Here is a 17,805-nt window from a genome sequence, read left to right as displayed (position 1 = left end):
GGTCGCGAGGCTATCCCGTGACGGGCGGATGTTCGAGGGGCCCCTGAGGGTGCGGTTTCCCCTCGCGGGGAAGCTACGCCAGCTCCACCTGGATCTCGACCTCCACCGGGGCGTCCAGCGGCAGCACCGCCACGCCCACGGCGCTGCGCGCGTGCACGCCCTTGTCGCCGAGGACCGCACCGAGCAGCTCGCTCGCGCCGTTCAGCACCGCGGGCTGGCCCGTGAAGTCGGAGGCCGAGGCGACGAAGCCGACGACCTTCACCACGCGCGCGATGCGGTCCAGGTCACCGGCGACGGACTTGACGGCGGCCAGGGCGTTCAGCGCGCACGTACGCGCCAGCTCCTTGGCCTCCTCCGGGGTGACCTCGGCGCCGACCTTGCCGGTGACCGGAAGCTTGCCCTCCACCATCGGGAGCTGCCCGGCGGTGTAGACGTAGGGGCCGGTCTGCACGGCCGGCTGGTACGCGGCCAGCGGCGGGACGACGTCGGGCAGGGTCAGACCGAGCTCTGCCAGCTTCGCCTCGACGGCACCCATTACTGCTTCTCCCGCTTCAGGTAGGCCACGAGCTGCTCGGGGTTGTTCGGCCCGGGCACGACCTGGACGAGCTCCCAGCCGTCCTCGCCCCAGGTGTCCAAAATCTGCTTCGTGGCGTGGACGAGCAGCGGCACGGTTGAGTATTCCCACTTGGTCATGCGGCCGACTCTAGCCCCTGGCGGACAGGGGGCAGCGGCCGACCACGGAGGCGGTTGTCCACAGCCTCCGGAGTAGCCCGGGCGCGGACTGGTTAGGCTCGAATACGTGAGCAGGCTCCAGGTCGTCAGCGGCAAGGGCGGTACCGGCAAGACCACGGTGGCCGCGGCCCTAGCGCTGGCCTTGGCCACGGAGGGGAAGCGGACGCTTCTCGTCGAGGTCGAAGGCCGCCAGGGCATCGCGCAGCTCTTCGAAACTGAAGCGCTGCCTTATGAGGAGCGGAAGATCGCCGTCGCTCCCGGGGGCGGGGAGGTGTACGCGCTTGCCATCGACCCCGAACTGGCCCTTCTGGACTACCTCCAGATGTTCTACAAGCTGGGCAGCGCCGGGCGGGCCCTGAAGAAGCTCGGCGCGATCGACTTCGCCACCACCATCGCGCCGGGTCTGAGGGACGTACTCCTCACCGGCAAGGCGTGCGAGGCGGTGCGGCGCAAGGAGCGCAGCGGGCGCTTCACCTACGACTACGTCGTCATGGACGCGCCGCCCACGGGGCGCATCACGCGTTTCCTCAACGTCAACGACGAGGTCGCCGGCCTCGCCAAGATCGGCCCGATACACAATCAGGCACAGGCCGTGATGCGGGTGCTGAAGTCGCCTGAGACGGCCGTGCACCTGGTGACGCTGCTGGAGGAGATGCCCGTCCAGGAGACCGTGGACGGCATCACCGAGCTGCGGTCGGCGCGGCTGCCGGTGGGGCGGATCATCGTGAACATGGTGCGGCCGGAGGTGTTGGACGAGACCGATCTGGAACTCGTCCGGACGGCCACGCGTTCCACGGTCGCGCGGTCGCTGTCGGCCGCCGGGCTCGGCGGGGCACGGCGCGGCGGGCGCGCCGAGCGGCTGGTGGACCCGCTGCTCACGCAGGCCGAGGAGTACGCCGAGCGGTACGCGCTGGAGCACGAGCAGCGCGCGGTGCTCGCCGAACTGGGCCTCCCGCTGCACGAACTGCCGCTGTTCGCCGAGGGCATGGACCTGGCGGGGCTGTACGCGCTGGCCCGCGAGCTGCGCGGGCAGGGCGTGTCATGAGCGGGGCCGCCGCCGGACGGGGCATGTTCATGAAGGCCGTCGTGGAACAAGGCGCCATGAAACTGGTCATGAGTCGGAAGCAGGGGATGTCATGAGTCGTCCGGACCCGGCCCGCACACCCGACCCGGCCCGCCCCCGGCTGTCCCCCGTACGCCTGCTCGACGTCGATCCGCTGCTGGCGGATCCGAAGACCCGGATCGTGGTGTGCTGCGGTTCGGGCGGGGTCGGCAAGACCACGACCGCGGCGGCCCTGGGCCTGCGCGCGGCCGAGCGGGGCCGCAAGGTGGTCGTCCTCACCATCGACCCGGCCCGCCGGCTCGCCCAGTCCATGGGCATCGACTCCCTCGACAACACCCCGCGCCGGGTCAAGGGCATCGACGACTCCGCGGGCGGCGAGCTGCACGCGATGATGCTCGACATGAAGCGCACCTTCGACGAGATCGTCGAGGTGCACGCGGACGCCGAGCGGGCGGCCGCGATCCTGGGCAACCCCTTCTACCAGTCGCTCTCGGCGGGCTTCGCGGGCACGCAGGAGTACATGGCGATGGAGAAGCTCGGGCAGCTGCGGGCCCGGGACGAGTGGGACCTGATCATCGTCGACACCCCGCCGTCCCGCTCGGCCCTGGACTTCCTGGACGCGCCCAAGCGGCTCGGGTCGTTCCTGGACGGGCGGCTGATCCGGCTGCTGACGGCGCCGGCGAAGCTGGGCGGGCGCGCCGGGATGAAGTTCCTGAACGTCGGGATGTCGATGATGACCGGCACCCTCGGCAAGCTGCTCGGCGGACAGCTCCTCAAGGACGTCCAGACGTTCGTGTCCGCGATGGACACGACGTTCGGGGGCTTCCGCACGCGCGCGGACGCGACGTACAAGCTGCTCCAGGCGCCCGGGACGGCGTTCCTCGTGGTCGCGGCCCCGGAGCGGGACGCGCTGCGCGAGGCCGCGTACTTCGTGGAGCGCCTGGCCGCGGAGGACATGCCGCTCGCCGGTCTTGTGCTCAACCGCGTCCACGGCAGCGGGGCCGACCGGCTGTCGGCCGAGCGGGCGCTCGCCGCCGCGGAAAATCTTGAAGAGCCCCGCATTGTGGATCAGGAGGGCGGGAAAGCTGGACTTCGTAACTCCCCCGACGCATACGACAGTTCGGCCTCTCCGACGTCCGAAACCCCAGCTCAGACCCCAGCTCAGACTCCAGATCCGGCATCGACATCGGCTCCCGAGGGTGGCTCCCCCACCGAGGACGCGGATGACGCCGAGAACGCCGAGGACGCCGAGCGGTCCGTCGACCAGCTCACGGCAGGCCTGCTGAGGCTGCACGCCGAGCGCATGCAGCTGCTCTCGCGTGAGCAGCGCACGCGTGACCGCTTCGCCGCGCTCCACCCCGAGGTGGCCGTGACGGAAGTGGCCGCGCTGCCCGGCGATGTGCACGACCTCGCAGGACTGCGCGACATCGGCGACCGGCTCGCGGCGAACGAGCGCGAGCTTCCCGACGTGGCCGAGCAGGAGTCGCCGGGCCCTGACGCCTGAGGGCCCGTACGGGCCCCCGACCGGACATCGGCGCCGAGGATCCCCCGTGGAGTCCCCGGAGGGGACCCCTCAGCTCACCGCGGCGTAGTTCTCGTAGATCTCGTCGTCGTCGAGGGACACGACACCCGTGCCGCGCTCGTACTCGCTGCGTGCCGTCTCCAGCAGCCGGCGCCAGGACGTCACCGTGGGCCGCCTGCGCAGCAGTGCGCGGCGCTCCCGCTCCGTCATGCCTCCCCACACGCCGAACTCGACGCGGTTGTCGAGCGCGTCGGCCAGGCACTCCGTACGCACCGGACATCCGGTGCACACCGCCTTGGCCCTGTTCTGCGCTGCTCCTTGAACGAACAGTTCATCCGGATCGGTAGTGCGGCAGGCCGCCTGCGCACTCCAGTCGACTACCCAGCCCATACCGGCGCCGTCCTCTCCCGAATCGAGGCTCCCCCACGGCGGCAGCGGCATATTCACCGCCGCCAGTTGAGGACGTTACGGAAGGTGGGCACAGCGCAACACCCCCTTCGGGCCCAATCTTGAATGGCCCGAACGGACTATGGGTAAGCGGCAGATCACCCGGGGGAGTGAGCTGGCGACATACATAACTTTCCCGGCAAACCAGGACAGTTCAGTTGCGTCACAACGGACGCCGTATGACACACAAGGCGGATTCGGACACGACCCCACCAAAAAAGTTGGGGAACACCCGGAACGATTCGGGGTCGCCGGACGTATTGATACGTGGCCTCACTGCTGTGACAGTTGAGAGCAGCTTAGGCCAAGGCATATACGCCTGTCCGGCGAATGAGAACGTAGGCTGCCCTCATGCCAAAGAAGAGCTCGGGCGGTGGTCTGTCTCCTGCGCAGCAGGCGGCCAAGTTCCTCGGTGTCAGTGTCCTTGCGGGAGCCGTGCTGGCCGGTATCGCGCTGCCCGCGGTGGGCGCGCTGGGGCTCGCGGCGAAGGGCTCGGTCGAGAGCTTCGACGAGCTCCCCGCCAACATGAAGACGCCGCCGCTGAGTCAGCGCACCACGATCCTCGACGCCGACGGCGGCCAGATCGCCACGGTCTATTCGCGCGACCGCACGGTGGTCCCGCTCAAGGACGTCTCGCCGTACATGCAGAAGGCGATCGTCGCGATCGAGGACTCGCGCTTCTACCAGCACGGCGCGGTCGACCTGAAGGGCGTCCTGCGCGCCCTCAACAAGAACGCGCGCAGCGGTGAGGTCTCCCAGGGCGCCTCGACCCTGACGCAGCAGTACGTGAAGAACGTCTTCGTCGAGGAGGCGGGCGACGACCCGACGAAGGTCGCGCAGGCCACCCAGCAGACCATCGGCCGCAAGATCCGCGAGCTGAAGTACGCGATCCAGGTCGAGGAAGAGCTCGGGAAGAAGAAGATCCTCGAGAACTACCTGAACATCACGTTCTTCGGCCAGCAGGCCTACGGCATCGAGGCCGCGGCCCAGCGCTACTTCTCCAAGTCCGCCAAGGACCTCAACGTCCAGGAGTCGGCCCTCCTCGCCGGCATCGTCCAGTCGCCCAGCCGGTACGACCCGGTCAACGACGAGGCGGAGGCCACCAAGCGCCGCAACATCGTGCTGCAGCGCATGGCCGCCGTCGGCGACATCTCCCGGGCGCAGGCCTCCGAGGCGATGAAGGCACCGCTCGGCCTCAAGGTCAGCAAGCCCAGGAACGGCTGCATCACGGCGGTCAAGGGCGCGGGCTTCTTCTGTGACTACGTGCGCGAGGTCTTCCTGAACGACAAGGTCTTCGGCAAGACCAAGGAGGCCAGGGCGAAGGTCTGGAACCAGGGCGGCCTCACCATCCGCACCACCATGGACGCGGCGGCCCAGGAATCGGCCCAGCGGTCCATCAAGGACCACGTCTACAAGAGCGACGAGGTGGCCACCGCCGCCAGCATCGTCCAGCCCGGCACCGGCAAGATCCTCGCCATGGGGCAGTCGCGTCCGTACGGCGTCGACATCAAGGAGGGCGAGACGACCCTCAACCTGTCCGTCAACGACGACATGGGCGGCGGCATGGGCTACCAGCCCGGTTCGACGTTCAAGCCGATCGTGGCCGCCGCGGCCATCGAGGACGGCATGCCGGCGAACAAGGTGTACTCGGCGCCGTACCAGATGGCCTACCCGAGCCCGGTCTCGGCTTGCGGCGGCAAGCGGTGGATGAACGACCGGAGCAACCCCGCCAAGCTCGAGAACGAGAACAGCTCCGAGGTCGGCCCGTACGACATGAAGGAAGCGACCGCCAAGTCGGTCAACACCTACTACGTCCAGATGATCAGCGACATCGGCATCTGCCCGGTGACGACGATGGCGAAGAAGATGGGCGTCGAGCGGGCCGACGGCCGCAAGATGGACCAGGCGCCCTCCATCGCCCTCGGCACCCAGGAGATGTCCCCGCTGACCATGGCGAACGGGTACGCGACCTTCGCCTCGCGCGGCATGTACTGCACGCCGATCGCCATCGAGTCGGTCGGCCAGCGGGTCGGCGACACGACCAAGTCGCTCCCGGTCCCGAAGTCGACCTGCTCGCGTGCGATGTCGGAGAAGACCGCCGACACGATCAACGCGCTGCTCAAGGGCGTCGTCGAGGACGGCACGGGTTCGAAGGCCGGCCTCGGCAGCCGTCCCAGCGCGGGCAAGACCGGTACGACGGACGAGCGCTACGCGGCCTGGTTCGTGGGCTACACCCCGAACATGGCCGGCGCGGTGTGGGTCGGCGACCCCACGCACAAGCGGAAGATGTCCAACATCACCATCGGCGGCCGGTCCTACGGCAAGGTCTTCGGTGGTGAGGTCCCCGGTCCGATCTGGCGCGACATGATGTCCGGCGCGCTGGAGGGCAAGCCCGTCGAGCAGTTCAACGACATCCACATCCCCGACGGCCGCAACAAGGGCCGCGGCGACGAGGACCGCGACGACGACCGTGACGACAGGGGCAACGGCAACGGTGGCTTCATCGGCGGCCTGGTCGGCGGCAACAACAACGGCGGCGGTGGCGGCGAGCCCATCCCGACGCCTTCGTTCTCCATCCCCGAGGGCTTCTTCCGGGGTCAGGACAACGGCGGTGGCAACGGCAACGGCGGGCGGTTCGGCTGAGCCGACGGTGTGAGAGAAGAGGGGTGGCCCCCTACGTCCCGTCCTGGACGTAGGGGGCCACCCCTGTGAGGTGATCCGGTCAGCCGGCGAGCAGCTTCTTCACCACGGCGGCGACACGGCCGCCCTCGGCCAGCCCGGCCACCTTCGGGTTCACGATCTTCATGACCGCGCCCATGGCCCGCGGCCCCTCGGCACCGGCGGCCTTGGCCTCCTCGACGGCCTGGCCCACGATCTGCTGGAGCTCGTCGTCGGACAGCTGCTTGGGCAGGTACTCGGCGAGCACCTCGCCCTCCGCCTTCTCCCGCTCGGCGCTCTCGGCACGACCGCCCTGGGCGAAGGCCTCTGCGGCCTCGCGGCGCTTCTTGGCCTCGCGGGTGATCACCTTCTGCACCTCGTCGTCGGAGAGCGCGCGCTTCTCCTTGCCCGCGACCTCCTCCTTGGTGATCGCGGCGAGCGTCAGCCGGAGCGTCGAGGAGCGGAGCTCGTCGCGCTCCTTGATCGCAACGTTGAGGTCGTCCTGCAGCTTCGACTTGAGCGTGGTCATGGGGCTGATTGTCGCAGGTGCGGGAGGAAGGACGCCCCCTGTTTTGCGGGGCGGTGGCGGGATGGTGGCGGGGGCGGTGGCCTGGCGATGACCTGGCAGTGGCCTGGCGGTGGATCGAAGCGCCGGTGCCGCGAGGGCATTTCGGGCGGCGCCCGGGCAGGGTCGAGGTCCGGTGTCTGAGACGATGGTCGTATGCGCGCGCGATACGGAGTCCCCCTGGGAATCGCGGCGGCTGGTGCCGCCGGTCTGTTGTACGCCGCGGGCTTCGAAGCCCGCTCCTTCCGCCTCCGCCGGGTCACCGTCCCGGTCCTGCCTCCAGGAATGCGCCCGCTGCGTGTGCTGCAGGTCTCCGACATCCACATGGTCGGCGGCCAGCACAAGAAGCAGCGCTGGCTGCGGTCCCTGGCGGGCCTGCGCCCCGACTTCGTGATCAACACGGGCGACAACCTCTCCGACCCGGAGGGCGTCCCGGAGGTCCTGGACTCGCTCGGCCCCCTGATGGAGTTCCCGGGCGCGTACGTCTTCGGCTCCAACGACTACTACGGCCCCACGCTGCGCAACCCCGCCCGCTACCTGCTGGAGAGGGCCCAGGGCCGGCACGGCCTCAACGGCAACGCCCCGGCCGTGGGTGTGGTGCACAACCCGTGGGAGGACCTGCGGGACGGTTTCGACGCGGCGGGCTGGCTCAACCTGACCAACACCCGCGGCACGCTCAAGATCGAGGGCGTCTCGCTGGAGCTGACGGGCCTGGACGACCCGCACATCAAGCGGGACCGCTACGCGCAGGTGGCCGGCGGCCCGTCCGACTCCGCCGACTTCTCGATGGGCGTCGTCCACGCGCCCTACCTGCGCACCCTGGACGCCTTCACGGCCGACGACTACCCCCTGATCCTGGCCGGCCACACCCACGGCGGCCAGCTGTGCATCCCCTTCTACGGCGCCCTGGTCACCAACTGCGACCTGGACACGGACCGGGTGAAGGGCCTGTCGACGCACACGGTGGAGGACCGTACGTCGTATCTGCACGTGTCGGCGGGCTGCGGGACGAGCCGCTACACGCCGGTACGGTTCGCGTGCCCGCCGGAGGCGACGTTGCTGACGTTGGTGGGGCGGGAGTAGCGGGGCTCGCGGTCGGAGTGGCTGGCGCGGCTCGCGGCCGGACCGGCGAGGTGACGGGCGACTAACCCACACAGCCCCGCCCGCATCGCCCCCTATGTCCGTTTCTGCCAGCGTGGGGGCATGACAGCCCCGATACCCAGGGACATCCCGGACCTGCCCGTGATACCGGGCAGGCCCGCGCTGAAGCCCTCCCCCGTCCCGGCCACGGCCGTCGTCAGCCCGGTCCGCCGCCCCGCGGCCGCGGCCTTCCGCCTGCTGGTCGCCTTCGCCGCTGCCGCGGGCGTCACGCTGGAACTGCTCCTCGGCGACCCGTACCGGACCCTGGGGTACTTCGCGATCCAGAGCAACATCCTGCTGGCGCTGGTCATGGCCCTCTCGGCCCGCCGCGCCTGGACGGCCGGCCGGCCCCTGCCGGGAGCCGTCCTGGGCGCGACGACCCTCTACGTCGTCGTCGCGGCCCTGGCGTACCACCTGCTCCTGGCGAACGAGGCCAGTCCCTTCTCCCTCACGGGCGAAGCGGCCCACCCGGCCGGCTGGCAGGCCCTGACCCAGTACACCCTCCACACGGTGACCCCGATCGCGGCCGTACTGGACTGGCTCCTGCTCACACCCCCCGGCCGTCTGCACCTGCGCCAGGCCAGCACCTGGATGCTCTACCCCCTGGCCTACCTGGCCTTCTCCCTCCTCCGAGGCGAACTGCTCCTCCCGGGCTCGTCCGGCCGCTACCTCTACCCCTTCATGGACGTCGACCAGGACGGCTACAAGAAGGTCCTCGGCAACGCCCTCCTCCTCGGCCTCGCCTTCTACGCCCTGGCGGTCCTCCTCGTAGCCCTCGACCACGCCCGCCCGAACCCCCTCCGGCACCCCTGGAAAACCGGATTTCGTCTCTAGCCACCGGTGGGCTAAAGTAAACGTCGTCGCCGCGACAGCAGCGACATCGGGGTGTAGCGCAGCTTGGCAGCGCGCTTCGTTCGGGACGAAGAGGTCGTGGGTTCAAATCCCGCCACCCCGACAGCTAAGCAGCAAGTTCAGAGGCCCCCTCTCATCAGAGAGGGGGCCTCTGCTGTTCGTTGGGTGAGCCTCGACTCGTTTCGGACTCCTGAGTGGCTCGGCGTGCCCTCACCGAAAGCGCGTTTCACTTTAAGTTACAAGATGATTACGGTGTGACGTATCCGGCCGACCTCTCGGCGAGGCAATAACAGACTGTCCCTCTCCGTTTTGCCGGGATGATCCGGCGCCCTGTGTGCTGGGGAGCCACAGGGGCGAGGGGGTGGGGAATGAGTACGTATCGCTTCAATCCGCCGCCGGGCTGGCCTGTACCACCTGCGGGCTGGGTGCCGCCGCCGGACTGGCAGCCCGATCCGTCGTGGCCTCCGGTTCCGGCGGGATGGCAGTTGTGGATTCCGGACGCCGATTCCGCCACCGGTACCGTCACCGCCGGAGCTGCTCCAGGTGACATCCCGTTGCCGGATACGACCGCTGCCGGGAGCCCGACGCAAGTGCCGGCGCCACGGAAGGGTGGGCTGTTCGGGCGGCGTCGTGCGGATGCCGCATCCGAGGCCGAAGAACTGCGGGCCTGGATCACCAGGACGCAGGGACCGGATGCCGCACGGGTCGCCGGCCTCATACAGCAGGTCGAAGCGGAGGCCACCGCGCTGCGCGAAACGGCGTCCGCCGAGGCCGCCCAGGAGGCCGAGGGGATCCTGAGGGACGCGCGGGAAACGGCGAAGGAGATCCTGGGCGACGCCCGCCGGACGGCGAAGGAGACCGATCGGGCGCGCAAGGAGGCCGAGCGTCACCGCAGGGACGTGTCCGACGCCGAGCGGCGGCTGGCCGAGTTGCAGGCACGGATCGTCCTCACCGACGAGACCGCCATGCTGCAGGAGGCCGGGATCTACGCGTATCGGCATGCCCTGCAGGACGCGATCGCCTACCGCAGTCGGCTCGACTCGCTCCAGAGCGAGATCAAGACGCTCGCCCGCGCGGGCGGGGCCGTCCGCGCCGCCACGGACTGGACGGTCAACGGCTCCAAGCGCGAAGGCCAGAAGATGGTCCGCGACTTCTCCAAACTCATGCTGCGCGCCTACAACGCCGAGGCCGACTACGCGGTGCGGTCCATGCGACCACACCGACTGAACTCTCTCGTCGACCGGCTCTGCAAGAGCCGCGAGACGATCGCCAGACTCGGCGCCACCATGCACATCCGGATCTCCGACGAGTACCACAACGCACGCGTCCGGGAGTTGGAGCTCACCGCCGATCATCTGCTGAAGAAGGAAGAAGAGAAGGAAGCTCAGCGGGAGGCGCGCGCCCGGGAGCGCGAAGAGGCCGCGGTCCAGAAGGAACTGGACCGTCAGCGGGAGAAGCTGAACAAGGAACTCAGCCACTACCAGTCGGCACTTGATCGCCTTCGCGAGCGCAGTGACGAGGCCGGTGTCGCGGAGATGGAGGCCAAACTGGCCGAGATCGAGAACGCCTTGCAGGACGTCGAGTCCCGCGCGGCCAACGTCCGCACCGGCTACGTCTACGTCATCTCGAACATCGGCGCCTTCGGCGATCGCATCGTGAAGATCGGCATGACTCGCCGACTGGAACCCCTGGAACGCATCTATGAGTTGAGTGGCGCCGCGGTCCCCTTCCGTTTCGACGTCCACGCGCTGATCTTCAGCAAGGATGCGGTGGGACTGGAGACAGAACTCCACCGGCGGTTCGCTTCACGGCGGGTCAACCAAGTGAACAACCGCAAGGAGTTCTTCTACGCCACCCCGATGGAGGTGCGGGATGCTCTGCAGCGGTTCGCGGGACAGCATCTGATCGAATTCACCGAGGAACCACAGGCCTTGGAGTGGCGGGCCGGCAGGCGCGAGGAAGAAGCCGGTGTCGCGGCGGGCGCTGGAGGAGTCGCACCCCGGCCGGCGTGATGTGAGGTGATGCGTCGCTACGATCACCGGCCATGGACTGGTTGGAGCGCGCCGCGAAGCTCAGGGCCTGGAAACGAGCCAGCGCGTACAGCAGCAGCAACGGCTTGTGCGGAGCCCGCACCCCGTCCCGACTCCACTGCGGCGAGCGCGAAGGACGCGTCGGACGCCGGCGGGTAGCCCCACTCCTTCATACGCCGGACCGCCAGACGCCGGGCGAGCCGCGCGCCTCGCGGTGAGGAGACGAACTGGGCTGTGAATGAACGGAGTTCTGGAGTGGTCGTTCCGGTCGGCACGGGCTGGTCCGTCCTTGTCTGTCGAGCGTGGGGCACTTCGTGGCGTACGCGAGTCATCACGTTCCGTGTTCAAGAGTCGCCCGGTCGCCCTACGCTCGACAGGTGACACAGCCTTACTTTTCATCCCGTAAGGAACGGAAGTGATGTCTTGGCCAACGGAATTGACCCCCGTGCGTCGATGGCGGCGCTCTTCGGCGTGCGGGTGCGCAGGCTCCGTACGGCGGCCGGGCTGACCCAGGCCGAACTGGGTGACAGGGCACACGTGGTGAGCACGCGGATCACGCAGATCGAGCGGGCGTCCGGAGCGAAGCCGACGCTGGAGCTGGCGCGTGCGCTGGACTCGGCTCTCGGTGCGGATGATCTGCTGGTCGAGTTGTGGCCGTTCGTGTACCGGGAGGCGTTTCCGGACTGGTCGCGGAAGTTCATGGAGTACTCGGCGCGGGCGGTGGCCGTCAGGCAGTACGCGGCTCATGTGGTGCCTGGTCTGTTGCAGACGGAGGAATACGCGCGGGCGGTACTGAGAGTCGGTCGGACGCTCGGCAGTGAGGAGCAATTGGAAGAGCGCGTCGCCCTTCGTATGGGACGTCAGGAGCGCCTCGGAACGAACGATCGCCCCGAGTTGTGGGTGGTCCTCGACGAGGCTGTGCTCCGGCGTCCCGTTGGTGGCCAGGTGGTGATGCGGGAGCAGTTGGCGCGACTGCTCACAGCCAGGACGGAACCTCACATCACCGTGCAGGTACTGCCGTTCGACCAGGGCGAGCACGAGGTCATGGGTGGCTCGCTCACAGTTCTCACCATGCCGGACGGCTCGGAGATCGCCTACACGGAAGGCGCGCACTACGGCCAACTCATCGAGGATCCGGACGAGGTCAGGGGCTTTGCGCTGACTTACGATCGGCTGCGGGCGGCAGCTCTGCCGCCGCTCATGTCGCTCGACATGATCCGATCCGTGATGGAGGACAACCACCGTGGAGCGAACGTCCCGTCCCGATCTGAACGGCGCCGTCTGGCGCAAGAGCAGCTACAGCAATCAGGAGGGGGGCGACTGCGTGGAGGTAGCCGACGGGTTCCGAGGGCCGTCGTCCCGGTTCGTGACAGCAAGGTGCCGCATGGTCCGGCGCTGTGCTTCGAAGCCGGCTCCTGGAGCGCCTTCATAGGCGAGTTGAAGGCCGGGCACGACCGTTCCTAAGGCAGCCGGATACCGGTCGTCGTCCGCCTTCCGGGCTCACCGGGCCCTTGTTCGCGAGGGTCCGGTGGGTCGCTGACCTCCTGAAAGAACCGGGGGAAAGAACTACCCACCCACCCGCCCTCCCTGGCCAGTTGGCCTGCGTCACCCGTCCGGGTGACCGGCTTGCAGGTGCGGGATGTGGGCCGTTACGTTCGCCGCGACAACCTCACACAGACGACGGCCCCCGGCCGGGACTGGCATCCCGATCGAGGGCCTGACCGATCAGGAAGCTTCGACCTTCCCAATGGCTGAGCCGCAGTCTAACGCGCGCCTGCGCGCCGACGCCGGAGCAACGACCTCCGGCGTGATCCATGTACGCACCCGGCTGACCGCCGACTTCACCGTGATCTCCAACGCCCTCGCGCAGCGACGCGGCAGCGCGGTCACGGTCGGTGTCGCGGCGTACATCTCCTCCCTGCCCGACGGCTCCTCCGTGAGCATCGCCGCCCTGTGCCAGCACTTCAGCGAGGGCGAGATCCTCATCTCGCGAGCGCTGCGGGAGCTGGAGGAGGCCGGTTACCTGGAGCGTCGCCGTGAGCGGACGCCCACCGGGCAGGTGCGGACGCGGACGTACTTCTACGACGTGCCCGGCGGCGCCATCGGCGACGAACCGCCCGAGCCGCCGAAGCCGTCCCGGGCCCGGAAGGCGCCCGCGGGCGAGGAGGCACCGGCCTCCCCCGCTCGGGAACAGTCGGAGAAGCCCGCGTCGCTCTCCGACGCCGATCCCCGGGCAGTCGCCGTTCTGGCCTCGCTGCGCCGGGTCGATCCGCGTCTCGTGCTGTCCGAGCAGGAGGCCGTGCGGCTGGCGCCGGCCGTCGCGCAGTGGCTCGGGGCCGGGATCGATCCCTCCCAGATCACCGCGCTGCTGACCGCGCGACTTCCCGATCGCCTCCTGAGCCGGCCGGCGGGCATCCTCGCGTTCCGTCTGCGGGAGACTCCCCTGCCCGCACCGCCTCCGCGCCCCTTCGCCGAGGGCGCGAGCCGGCCGGTCGTGCTGCCCTTCCAGACCTGCGACGGATGCGAGCGGGCGTTCCGCGCGCCGGAGCCCGGGCACTGCCGGGGATGCCGGACCCGGGAACCGGGGGATCTTCTCCGTGCGGCCTGCTGAGCCGCCGGTGGGCGGGTGTGCGGTCCGGCCCTGGGTGGGAGGCTTGATGTGCGACGATGCGAAACCCCGCAGCGGCGACCGCACGAGGAGGAGGTGGGGCATGGTCGACAGGTTCAGGGACGGACTTCTGACTCCCACGGAAACAGCCTCCTACCTGGAGATTCCGCAGTCGACGCTCACCTCTTGGCTCAAGGGCAGGGCCGCCGGCGCGCCTCTGGTCCACCAGGTGGAGCCACCTCGCAAGGGGCAGCCCTCGGTGCCGTTCATCGCGGTGGCCGAGGCACACGTCCTTCGGTCCCTGCGTTCCCTCGGGCTCCGGATGAGCGAGATCAGGGAAGCCGCCGCCGCCGTACGAGACGCCTTCGCCACTCCCTACGGCCTGGTGTCCAGACGGATCGCGACGGACGGCGTGGACATCTTCGTCGAGCACGGCCTCGGGGATCTTCGCCGGGCTCGGGACGGTCAGGCCCCGATCCACGAGGTGGTCTCCGGCTATCTCCGCTACCTGAACTGGGAGCCCGACGACGACTTCCCCTCCAGCCTGCGGCTCAGGCAGTATCCGGACGCCGTGCCCGTCGTGATCGATCCGAGGTTCGGACACGGGAGGCCCGTCGTGGCCGCCAACCGCGTCGCGGTCAACGCCATCACCGACCTGTGGGAGGCCGGGGAGAGCGTCGAGGACATCGCGTACGACTTCAACATGACGCCCGAGCAGGTCGACGCGTTGTGCCGGGCAGTGGTGCGCCTTGCCGCCTGAGTTCTTTCTCGACCGCAATCTCGGGCGTCGGGTCGCGGAAGGGCTGAGAGCGTGCGGCTGGACCGTTCACCGCATCGGGGACGTCTTCCCCGACGACGGACAGGACGTCGCCGACGAGGAGTGGATCACTCACGGTCTCGAGCAGTCATGGGTGCCGCTCTCGAAGGACGGTCGGATCAAGAGCCGGGATCTGGAGATCCAGCCGGTCTTTGAGCGAGAGGCAGTGCTCTTCTACCTCGACAATCAGCAGCTGCGCAGTGTCGAGATGGTCGAACGGCTCGACGCACAGCGTGAGGCGATCCATCGCGCGGTGGCCAGGGGCGGTCCCGCGGCGTACGCGGTGCGACGCGATCGCATCGAGCGCACCTGGCCGTGACGGGCAGGGGGTGCCTCCGGACCGGACCCGCCTTCCTGAACCCGACCGGTGCGCACCGCGCCAAGGCCAACTACTCCCCCTCCCAAGCCACTTCGATCATGTGCGGTCGCGAACCCGTTGTAGGGTGATCGTTATCTGCTCATGCGTGAGCAGATCGCAACACCACAACGAGGGGAACCTGAAAGTGAATCTGCGTCGCACAGCGCCTTCGCGGCAGTCGGCCGCGGGCAGGAAGTTCATGTCGGTCGCGCTGGTCGGTGCCACCGTCGTCGGGGCGTCCGTGCTGTCCGTCTCGCCGGCGGCCGCGCTGAGCTGGAAGTGCAAGGAGAGCTCGAAGACCATCGACGACGCGGGGTACACCGGTCCCTGGGGCGACAACTGGGACTTCACCGTCAAGAACTGTGTGGCCCGGTCCGGCAGTTATGTCTATGCCAAGGCCAAGGTGAGCTGGGACGCTCCGCCGTGGTACTCCGGGACCGACCTGTCGGAGACCTTCGACAGCGCCGGGTTCCGGCTGTACCTCAAGCACTCCGACGCGGGCGCGGACACCGTCCTGCTGAAGAAGGACTTCGGCATCCGGTCCAAGCTGGCCGCCATGGACGGCAGCGGGAACGGTTCGTGGACGTCCTCCACGATCAAGAAGAAGGTCGGCGGCAAGAGCGCGTACGCCGACGGGGCCCTCCGTCTCAACTGGGACGAGGACGGCAAGGACGTCATTCACTACGGCTTCAAGGCCAGCCGCTCGGTCTGACACTCTGACCCGCTGACCCGCTGAGCCTGTGCCGGGTTCTCCCGAGGGGAGGGCTCGGCACAGCCCCTACGTGAGCGCCCCGGCCAGCGTTCCCGCCAAGGTGAGCGTGAGGAAGACCGCTCCCCAGGCCATCCCCCGCCGTATGCAGCGGTACTTGACCCAGACGGTGCGGGGCCTCGCGGCCAGGCCGAGCAGGACCAGGGCCGGGGCGCAGGCCGCGCAGCCGGACCAGACCAGGAGCTGGGGGATCACGGCGTACTGCGCGGGTGCGATGACACCGGCGGCGATCGCGCCGAGCAGGGCGGCCAGGGCCGCGCCCAGGGTCGCCAGGGTCAGTTCGGCTCTGTTGTCGGCCTTCACGAGTTCCTCGCGGGCCTCGGTGCGCAACCGGCCTCGGTGTGTGGTCATGCGTCCCCCTCGCTGAACAGCGGGATTCACGGGTACCCGGAAGTGGACGGTCTAGTACGCCACTTCAGGTGTTCCACGTTTCGTCGTAGGGGTCGTGCGGGGTGGGGACCGGCTTGGCCCGGGTGACCTCGAGGTACGGGATCGGGCCGTCGTTGACCGGGTCCTTGGTGCGGCGCGGGGTGTAGCGGCCGGTGATCTCCAGCCAGGTGTCCGGGCTCAGGACCGGGGGGATGTCGCCGGTCAGGGCGATCTTGACCGGCTGGGCGTCCGCAGCGCAGCAGTTGAGGCCCATGCGGACCAGGTAGGGGGTGCCGGCGCGGTCCAGGGTGACGAAGCCGGTGATCTTCAGTTCGCGGTCGCGGAGGGAGCGGCCGTCGCCGTAGACCGCGCGGCCCGCGTAGTCGGCGACGCCCAGGCGCAGGGGGCCGTCGGCCGGGAGGTCCGCGAAGCCGAAGGGTTTCTGGAGGGCCGTGCCGGTGTGGGACGCGCTGTAGGAGCCCAGGGCCGGCGGGGCGACCAGGATCAGGGCCAGGACCGGGAGCGTGAGGAGCCAGGTGACGCGGGGTTCGTGGTGGTGATCGTGGGCGTGGCCCCTGCCTCGGCGGTCGTACCAGAGTGTCGCCGCCGCCGTCGCGATCAGGACCACGCCCGCCAGCAGGACCAGGGGGCGCAGGCCCGCCTTGACGTAGCGCAGGTAGAGGTCGGTCATGCCGGCGTGCAGGAGCGTGGCGCCCAGGAGGAAGAGGAGGGCGCTCTGGGCGAGGCGGTTCACAGCAGGACCGTTCCGGTCAGGGCCGATACGACGACGGCCAGGGCGAAGGTCGCGGGCGCGAAGCGCAGGGCGAAGGCGCGGCCGAAGGTGCCCACCTGCATCGCGAACAGCTTCAGGTCGATCATGGGACCGACGACGAGGAACGTCAGGCGGGCCGTCAGTGAGAACTGGGTCAGGGACGCCGCCACGAACGCGTCCGCCTCCGAGCAGATGGAGAGCAGGACGGCCAGCGCCGCGAGGAACAGGACCGACCACACGGGGTGTCCGGCCGCCGCGCCCAGCCACTCCGCCGGTACCACCGCCTTCAGTGTCGCCGCGGCCATCGCGCCGATCACCAGGTAGCCGCCCGCGTGCGTCACGTCGTGACGCACCGAGCCCCAGAAGGCGGCCCCCTTGCTCTGGCCCTCGTACGACGCCCTGGCCGGGGGGCGCAGCCAGTCCGTGCGGCCGAGGCGGTGCCAGAGCCAACCCATCGCGCAGGCCACCAGCAGGCTCGCGACGAAACGGGCCAGGACCATCTCCGGGTTGCCGGGGAAGGCCACGGCCGTCGCCGTCAGCACGATCGGGTTGATGGCGGGCGCGGAGAGGAGGAACGCCAGCGCGGCCGCGGGGGTGACGCCCCTGCGCACCAGTGCTCCGGCGACCGGCACCGAGGCGCATTCGCAGCCCGGCAGCACCGCGCCCGCCGCGCTCGCGACCGGGACCGCGAGGACGGGGCGTTTCGGCAGGGCCCGGGCGAAGAACGACGGTGGCACGAACACCGCGATCGCCGCCGACAGCAGCACGCCGAGCACCAGGAACGGCAGCGCCTGGACCATGACCGCCACGAACACGGTCATCCAGCTCTGCATCACGGGTGCGGCCAGGGCCCCGCGGATCGGGCCCTGGAACATCACCGCCGTGACCAGCAGTAGGGTCAGCAGGAGGGCGGAATTGAGGTGTCTCCCCTCGTCCCGGCCGTCCCGGCCCTCGCGGCTCTCGCGGCTCTCCTGGCTTTCCGGGCCTTCGCGGCCCCGGTCCGTCACGACGTCCCCGTGCTCGCCGCTCTCCCTCGGGACGGTCTTCGTGGTGGCCACGGGCCCGGTACCTCCGGTGGTGCGCATGGGCATGCATTGCCTCCC

18 protein-coding genes, 1 tRNA gene and 2 pseudogenes are annotated in these 17,805 nt (G+C 69.4%); 14 read left to right on the top strand and 7 right to left on the bottom strand.

What is annotated here, in order from left to right:
- Positions 1-73: 73 nt before the first annotated feature.
- Positions 74-535: a RidA family protein gene (locus ACFT4A_RS18290; RefSeq protein ID WP_382831260.1), complete on the bottom strand. Its 462-nt coding sequence runs from the start codon at positions 533-535 to the stop codon at positions 74-76.
- Complete coding sequence (locus tag ACFT4A_RS18285) at positions 535-693, bottom strand: DUF4177 domain-containing protein (protein WP_097218487.1); 159 nt, start codon at positions 691-693, stop codon at positions 535-537. Before ACFT4A_RS18285 ends, ACFT4A_RS18290 begins: the two co-directional genes overlap by 1 nt.
- Positions 694-799: 106 nt before the next feature.
- Between ACFT4A_RS18285 and ACFT4A_RS18280 the strand changes: the two genes are divergently transcribed.
- Together ACFT4A_RS18280 and ACFT4A_RS18275 are read left to right on the top strand one after the other, a co-directional pair.
- On the top strand, positions 800-1,777 hold the full coding sequence (locus ACFT4A_RS18280) for an ArsA family ATPase (RefSeq protein WP_382831258.1): 978 nt from the start codon (positions 800-802) through the stop codon (positions 1,775-1,777).
- Positions 1,778-1,868: 91 nt separating this feature from the next.
- Positions 1,869-3,299 carry an ArsA family ATPase gene (locus tag ACFT4A_RS18275; protein WP_382831255.1) on the top strand — a complete coding sequence of 477 codons (1,431 nt, stop codon included), beginning with the start codon at positions 1,869-1,871 and terminating at the stop codon, positions 3,297-3,299.
- 69 nt (positions 3,300-3,368) lie between these two features.
- On the opposite strand, the gene wblA is transcribed toward ACFT4A_RS18275, so the two are convergent.
- Complete coding sequence (wblA, locus tag ACFT4A_RS18270; RefSeq protein WP_184594573.1) at positions 3,369-3,707, bottom strand: transcriptional regulator WblA; 339 nt, start codon at positions 3,705-3,707, stop codon at positions 3,369-3,371.
- Positions 3,708-4,115: 408 nt separating this feature from the next.
- Between wblA and ACFT4A_RS18265 the strand changes: the two genes are divergently transcribed.
- On the top strand, positions 4,116-6,407 hold the full coding sequence (locus ACFT4A_RS18265) for a transglycosylase domain-containing protein (RefSeq protein ID WP_382831252.1): 2,292 nt from the start codon (positions 4,116-4,118) through the stop codon (positions 6,405-6,407).
- A gap of 79 nt (positions 6,408-6,486) precedes the next feature.
- On the opposite strand, the gene ACFT4A_RS18260 is transcribed toward ACFT4A_RS18265, so the two are convergent.
- Positions 6,487-6,951 carry a GatB/YqeY domain-containing protein gene (locus tag ACFT4A_RS18260; protein ID WP_382831250.1) on the bottom strand — a complete coding sequence of 155 codons (465 nt, stop codon included), beginning with the start codon at positions 6,949-6,951 and terminating at the stop codon, positions 6,487-6,489.
- Positions 6,952-7,143: 192 nt separating this feature from the next.
- Between ACFT4A_RS18260 and ACFT4A_RS18255 the strand changes: the two genes are divergently transcribed.
- The 11 genes and pseudogenes from ACFT4A_RS18255 to ACFT4A_RS18205 all read left to right on the top strand — a co-directional run bounded on the left by ACFT4A_RS18255 (position 7,144) and on the right by ACFT4A_RS18205 (position 15,504).
- The gene (locus ACFT4A_RS18255) at positions 7,144-8,070 is read left to right on the top strand and encodes a metallophosphoesterase (RefSeq protein WP_382831247.1); all 927 of its coding nucleotides are present in this window, start codon (positions 7,144-7,146) and stop codon (positions 8,068-8,070) included.
- Between the two features lie 120 nt (positions 8,071-8,190).
- Positions 8,191-8,961 (top strand): Pr6Pr family membrane protein, encoded by a 771-nt coding sequence (locus ACFT4A_RS18250; RefSeq protein ID WP_382831245.1) that lies wholly within the window; start codon positions 8,191-8,193, stop codon positions 8,959-8,961.
- A gap of 47 nt (positions 8,962-9,008) precedes the next feature.
- A tRNA-Pro gene (locus tag ACFT4A_RS18245) sits at positions 9,009-9,082 on the top strand.
- A 487-nt stretch (positions 9,083-9,569) separates the two neighbouring features.
- Positions 9,570-10,991, top strand: coding sequence for a DUF4041 domain-containing protein (locus ACFT4A_RS18240; protein WP_382831242.1), 1,422 nt, complete (start codon positions 9,570-9,572; stop codon positions 10,989-10,991).
- Positions 10,992-11,462: 471 nt separating this feature from the next.
- Positions 11,463-12,170: pseudogene (locus tag ACFT4A_RS18235) on the top strand (Scr1 family TA system antitoxin-like transcriptional regulator); the annotation flags it as partial.
- Positions 12,171-12,252: 82 nt separating this feature from the next.
- A pseudogene (locus tag ACFT4A_RS18230) lies at positions 12,253-12,318 on the top strand (DUF397 domain-containing protein); the annotation flags it as partial.
- Between the two features lie 68 nt (positions 12,319-12,386).
- Positions 12,387-12,473, top strand: coding sequence for a DUF397 domain-containing protein (locus tag ACFT4A_RS18225; RefSeq protein ID WP_382831422.1), 87 nt, complete (start codon positions 12,387-12,389; stop codon positions 12,471-12,473).
- Between the two features lie 283 nt (positions 12,474-12,756).
- Positions 12,757-13,620 carry a hypothetical protein gene (locus ACFT4A_RS18220; protein WP_382831240.1) on the top strand — a complete coding sequence of 288 codons (864 nt, stop codon included), beginning with the start codon at positions 12,757-12,759 and terminating at the stop codon, positions 13,618-13,620.
- Positions 13,621-13,720: 100 nt separating this feature from the next.
- Positions 13,721-14,377 carry a DUF433 domain-containing protein gene (locus ACFT4A_RS18215; protein WP_376389441.1) on the top strand — a complete coding sequence of 219 codons (657 nt, stop codon included), beginning with the start codon at positions 13,721-13,723 and terminating at the stop codon, positions 14,375-14,377.
- Positions 14,367-14,753, top strand: coding sequence for a toxin-antitoxin system, toxin component, PIN family protein (locus ACFT4A_RS18210; protein WP_382831237.1), 387 nt, complete (start codon positions 14,367-14,369; stop codon positions 14,751-14,753). Before ACFT4A_RS18215 ends, ACFT4A_RS18210 begins: the two co-directional genes overlap by 11 nt.
- A 238-nt stretch (positions 14,754-14,991) precedes the next feature.
- Positions 14,992-15,504 carry a hypothetical protein gene (locus ACFT4A_RS18205; RefSeq protein WP_382831234.1) on the top strand — a complete coding sequence of 171 codons (513 nt, stop codon included), beginning with the start codon at positions 14,992-14,994 and terminating at the stop codon, positions 15,502-15,504.
- A gap of 66 nt (positions 15,505-15,570) precedes the next feature.
- Here ACFT4A_RS18205 and ACFT4A_RS18200 read toward each other — a convergent pair whose 3' ends face one another.
- From ACFT4A_RS18200 to ACFT4A_RS18190, 3 genes are all read right to left on the bottom strand, one after another.
- Complete coding sequence (locus ACFT4A_RS18200; RefSeq protein ID WP_382831232.1) at positions 15,571-15,912, bottom strand: hypothetical protein; 342 nt, start codon at positions 15,910-15,912, stop codon at positions 15,571-15,573.
- 64 nt (positions 15,913-15,976) lie between these two features.
- On the bottom strand, positions 15,977-16,684 hold the full coding sequence (locus ACFT4A_RS18195; RefSeq protein WP_382831229.1) for a TIGR03943 family putative permease subunit: 708 nt from the start codon (positions 16,682-16,684) through the stop codon (positions 15,977-15,979).
- Entirely contained in the window at positions 16,681-17,793 is a 1,113-nt protein-coding gene (locus ACFT4A_RS18190; RefSeq protein WP_382831226.1) for a permease, read from the bottom strand. The genes ACFT4A_RS18195 and ACFT4A_RS18190 overlap by 4 nt, the downstream gene beginning before the upstream one ends.
- Between the last annotated feature and the right edge of the window lie 12 nt (positions 17,794-17,805).

The sequence above is a fragment of the Streptomyces sp. NPDC057099 genome (genome assembly GCF_042671245.1).
Taxonomy (GTDB): domain Bacteria; phylum Actinomycetota; class Actinomycetes; order Streptomycetales; family Streptomycetaceae; genus Streptomyces; species Streptomyces purpurascens.
The sequence above is the reverse complement of the archived record's forward strand: the minus strand, read 5'-3'. Positions and strand labels throughout refer to the sequence as shown.

Bases quoted from the DNA above. Each gene is read 5' to 3' on its own strand.
- ACFT4A_RS18200 (WP_382831232.1), bottom strand. From the start codon at position 15,912: ATGACCACACACCGAGGCCGGTTGCGCACCGAGGCCCGCGAGGAACTC.
- ACFT4A_RS18265 (WP_382831252.1), top strand. From the start codon at position 4,116: ATGCCAAAGAAGAGCTCGGGCGGTGGTCTGTCTCCTGCGCAGCAGGCG.
- ACFT4A_RS18275 (WP_382831255.1), top strand. From the start codon at position 1,869: ATGAGTCGTCCGGACCCGGCCCGCACACCCGACCCGGCCCGCCCCCGG.
- ACFT4A_RS18190 (WP_382831226.1), bottom strand. From the start codon at position 17,793: ATGCCCATGCGCACCACCGGAGGTACCGGGCCCGTGGCCACCACGAAG.
- wblA (WP_184594573.1), bottom strand. From the start codon at position 3,707: ATGGGCTGGGTAGTCGACTGGAGTGCGCAGGCGGCCTGCCGCACTACC.
- ACFT4A_RS18205 (WP_382831234.1), top strand. From the start codon at position 14,992: ATGTCGGTCGCGCTGGTCGGTGCCACCGTCGTCGGGGCGTCCGTGCTG.
- ACFT4A_RS18215 (WP_376389441.1), top strand. From the start codon at position 13,721: ATGGTCGACAGGTTCAGGGACGGACTTCTGACTCCCACGGAAACAGCC.
- ACFT4A_RS18220 (WP_382831240.1), top strand. From the start codon at position 12,757: ATGGCTGAGCCGCAGTCTAACGCGCGCCTGCGCGCCGACGCCGGAGCA.
- ACFT4A_RS18285 (WP_097218487.1), bottom strand. From the start codon at position 693: ATGACCAAGTGGGAATACTCAACCGTGCCGCTGCTCGTCCACGCCACG.
- ACFT4A_RS18250 (WP_382831245.1), top strand. From the start codon at position 8,191: ATGACAGCCCCGATACCCAGGGACATCCCGGACCTGCCCGTGATACCG.
- ACFT4A_RS18260 (WP_382831250.1), bottom strand. From the start codon at position 6,951: ATGACCACGCTCAAGTCGAAGCTGCAGGACGACCTCAACGTTGCGATC.
- ACFT4A_RS18290 (WP_382831260.1), bottom strand. From the start codon at position 535: ATGGGTGCCGTCGAGGCGAAGCTGGCAGAGCTCGGTCTGACCCTGCCC.
- ACFT4A_RS18255 (WP_382831247.1), top strand. From the start codon at position 7,144: ATGCGCGCGCGATACGGAGTCCCCCTGGGAATCGCGGCGGCTGGTGCC.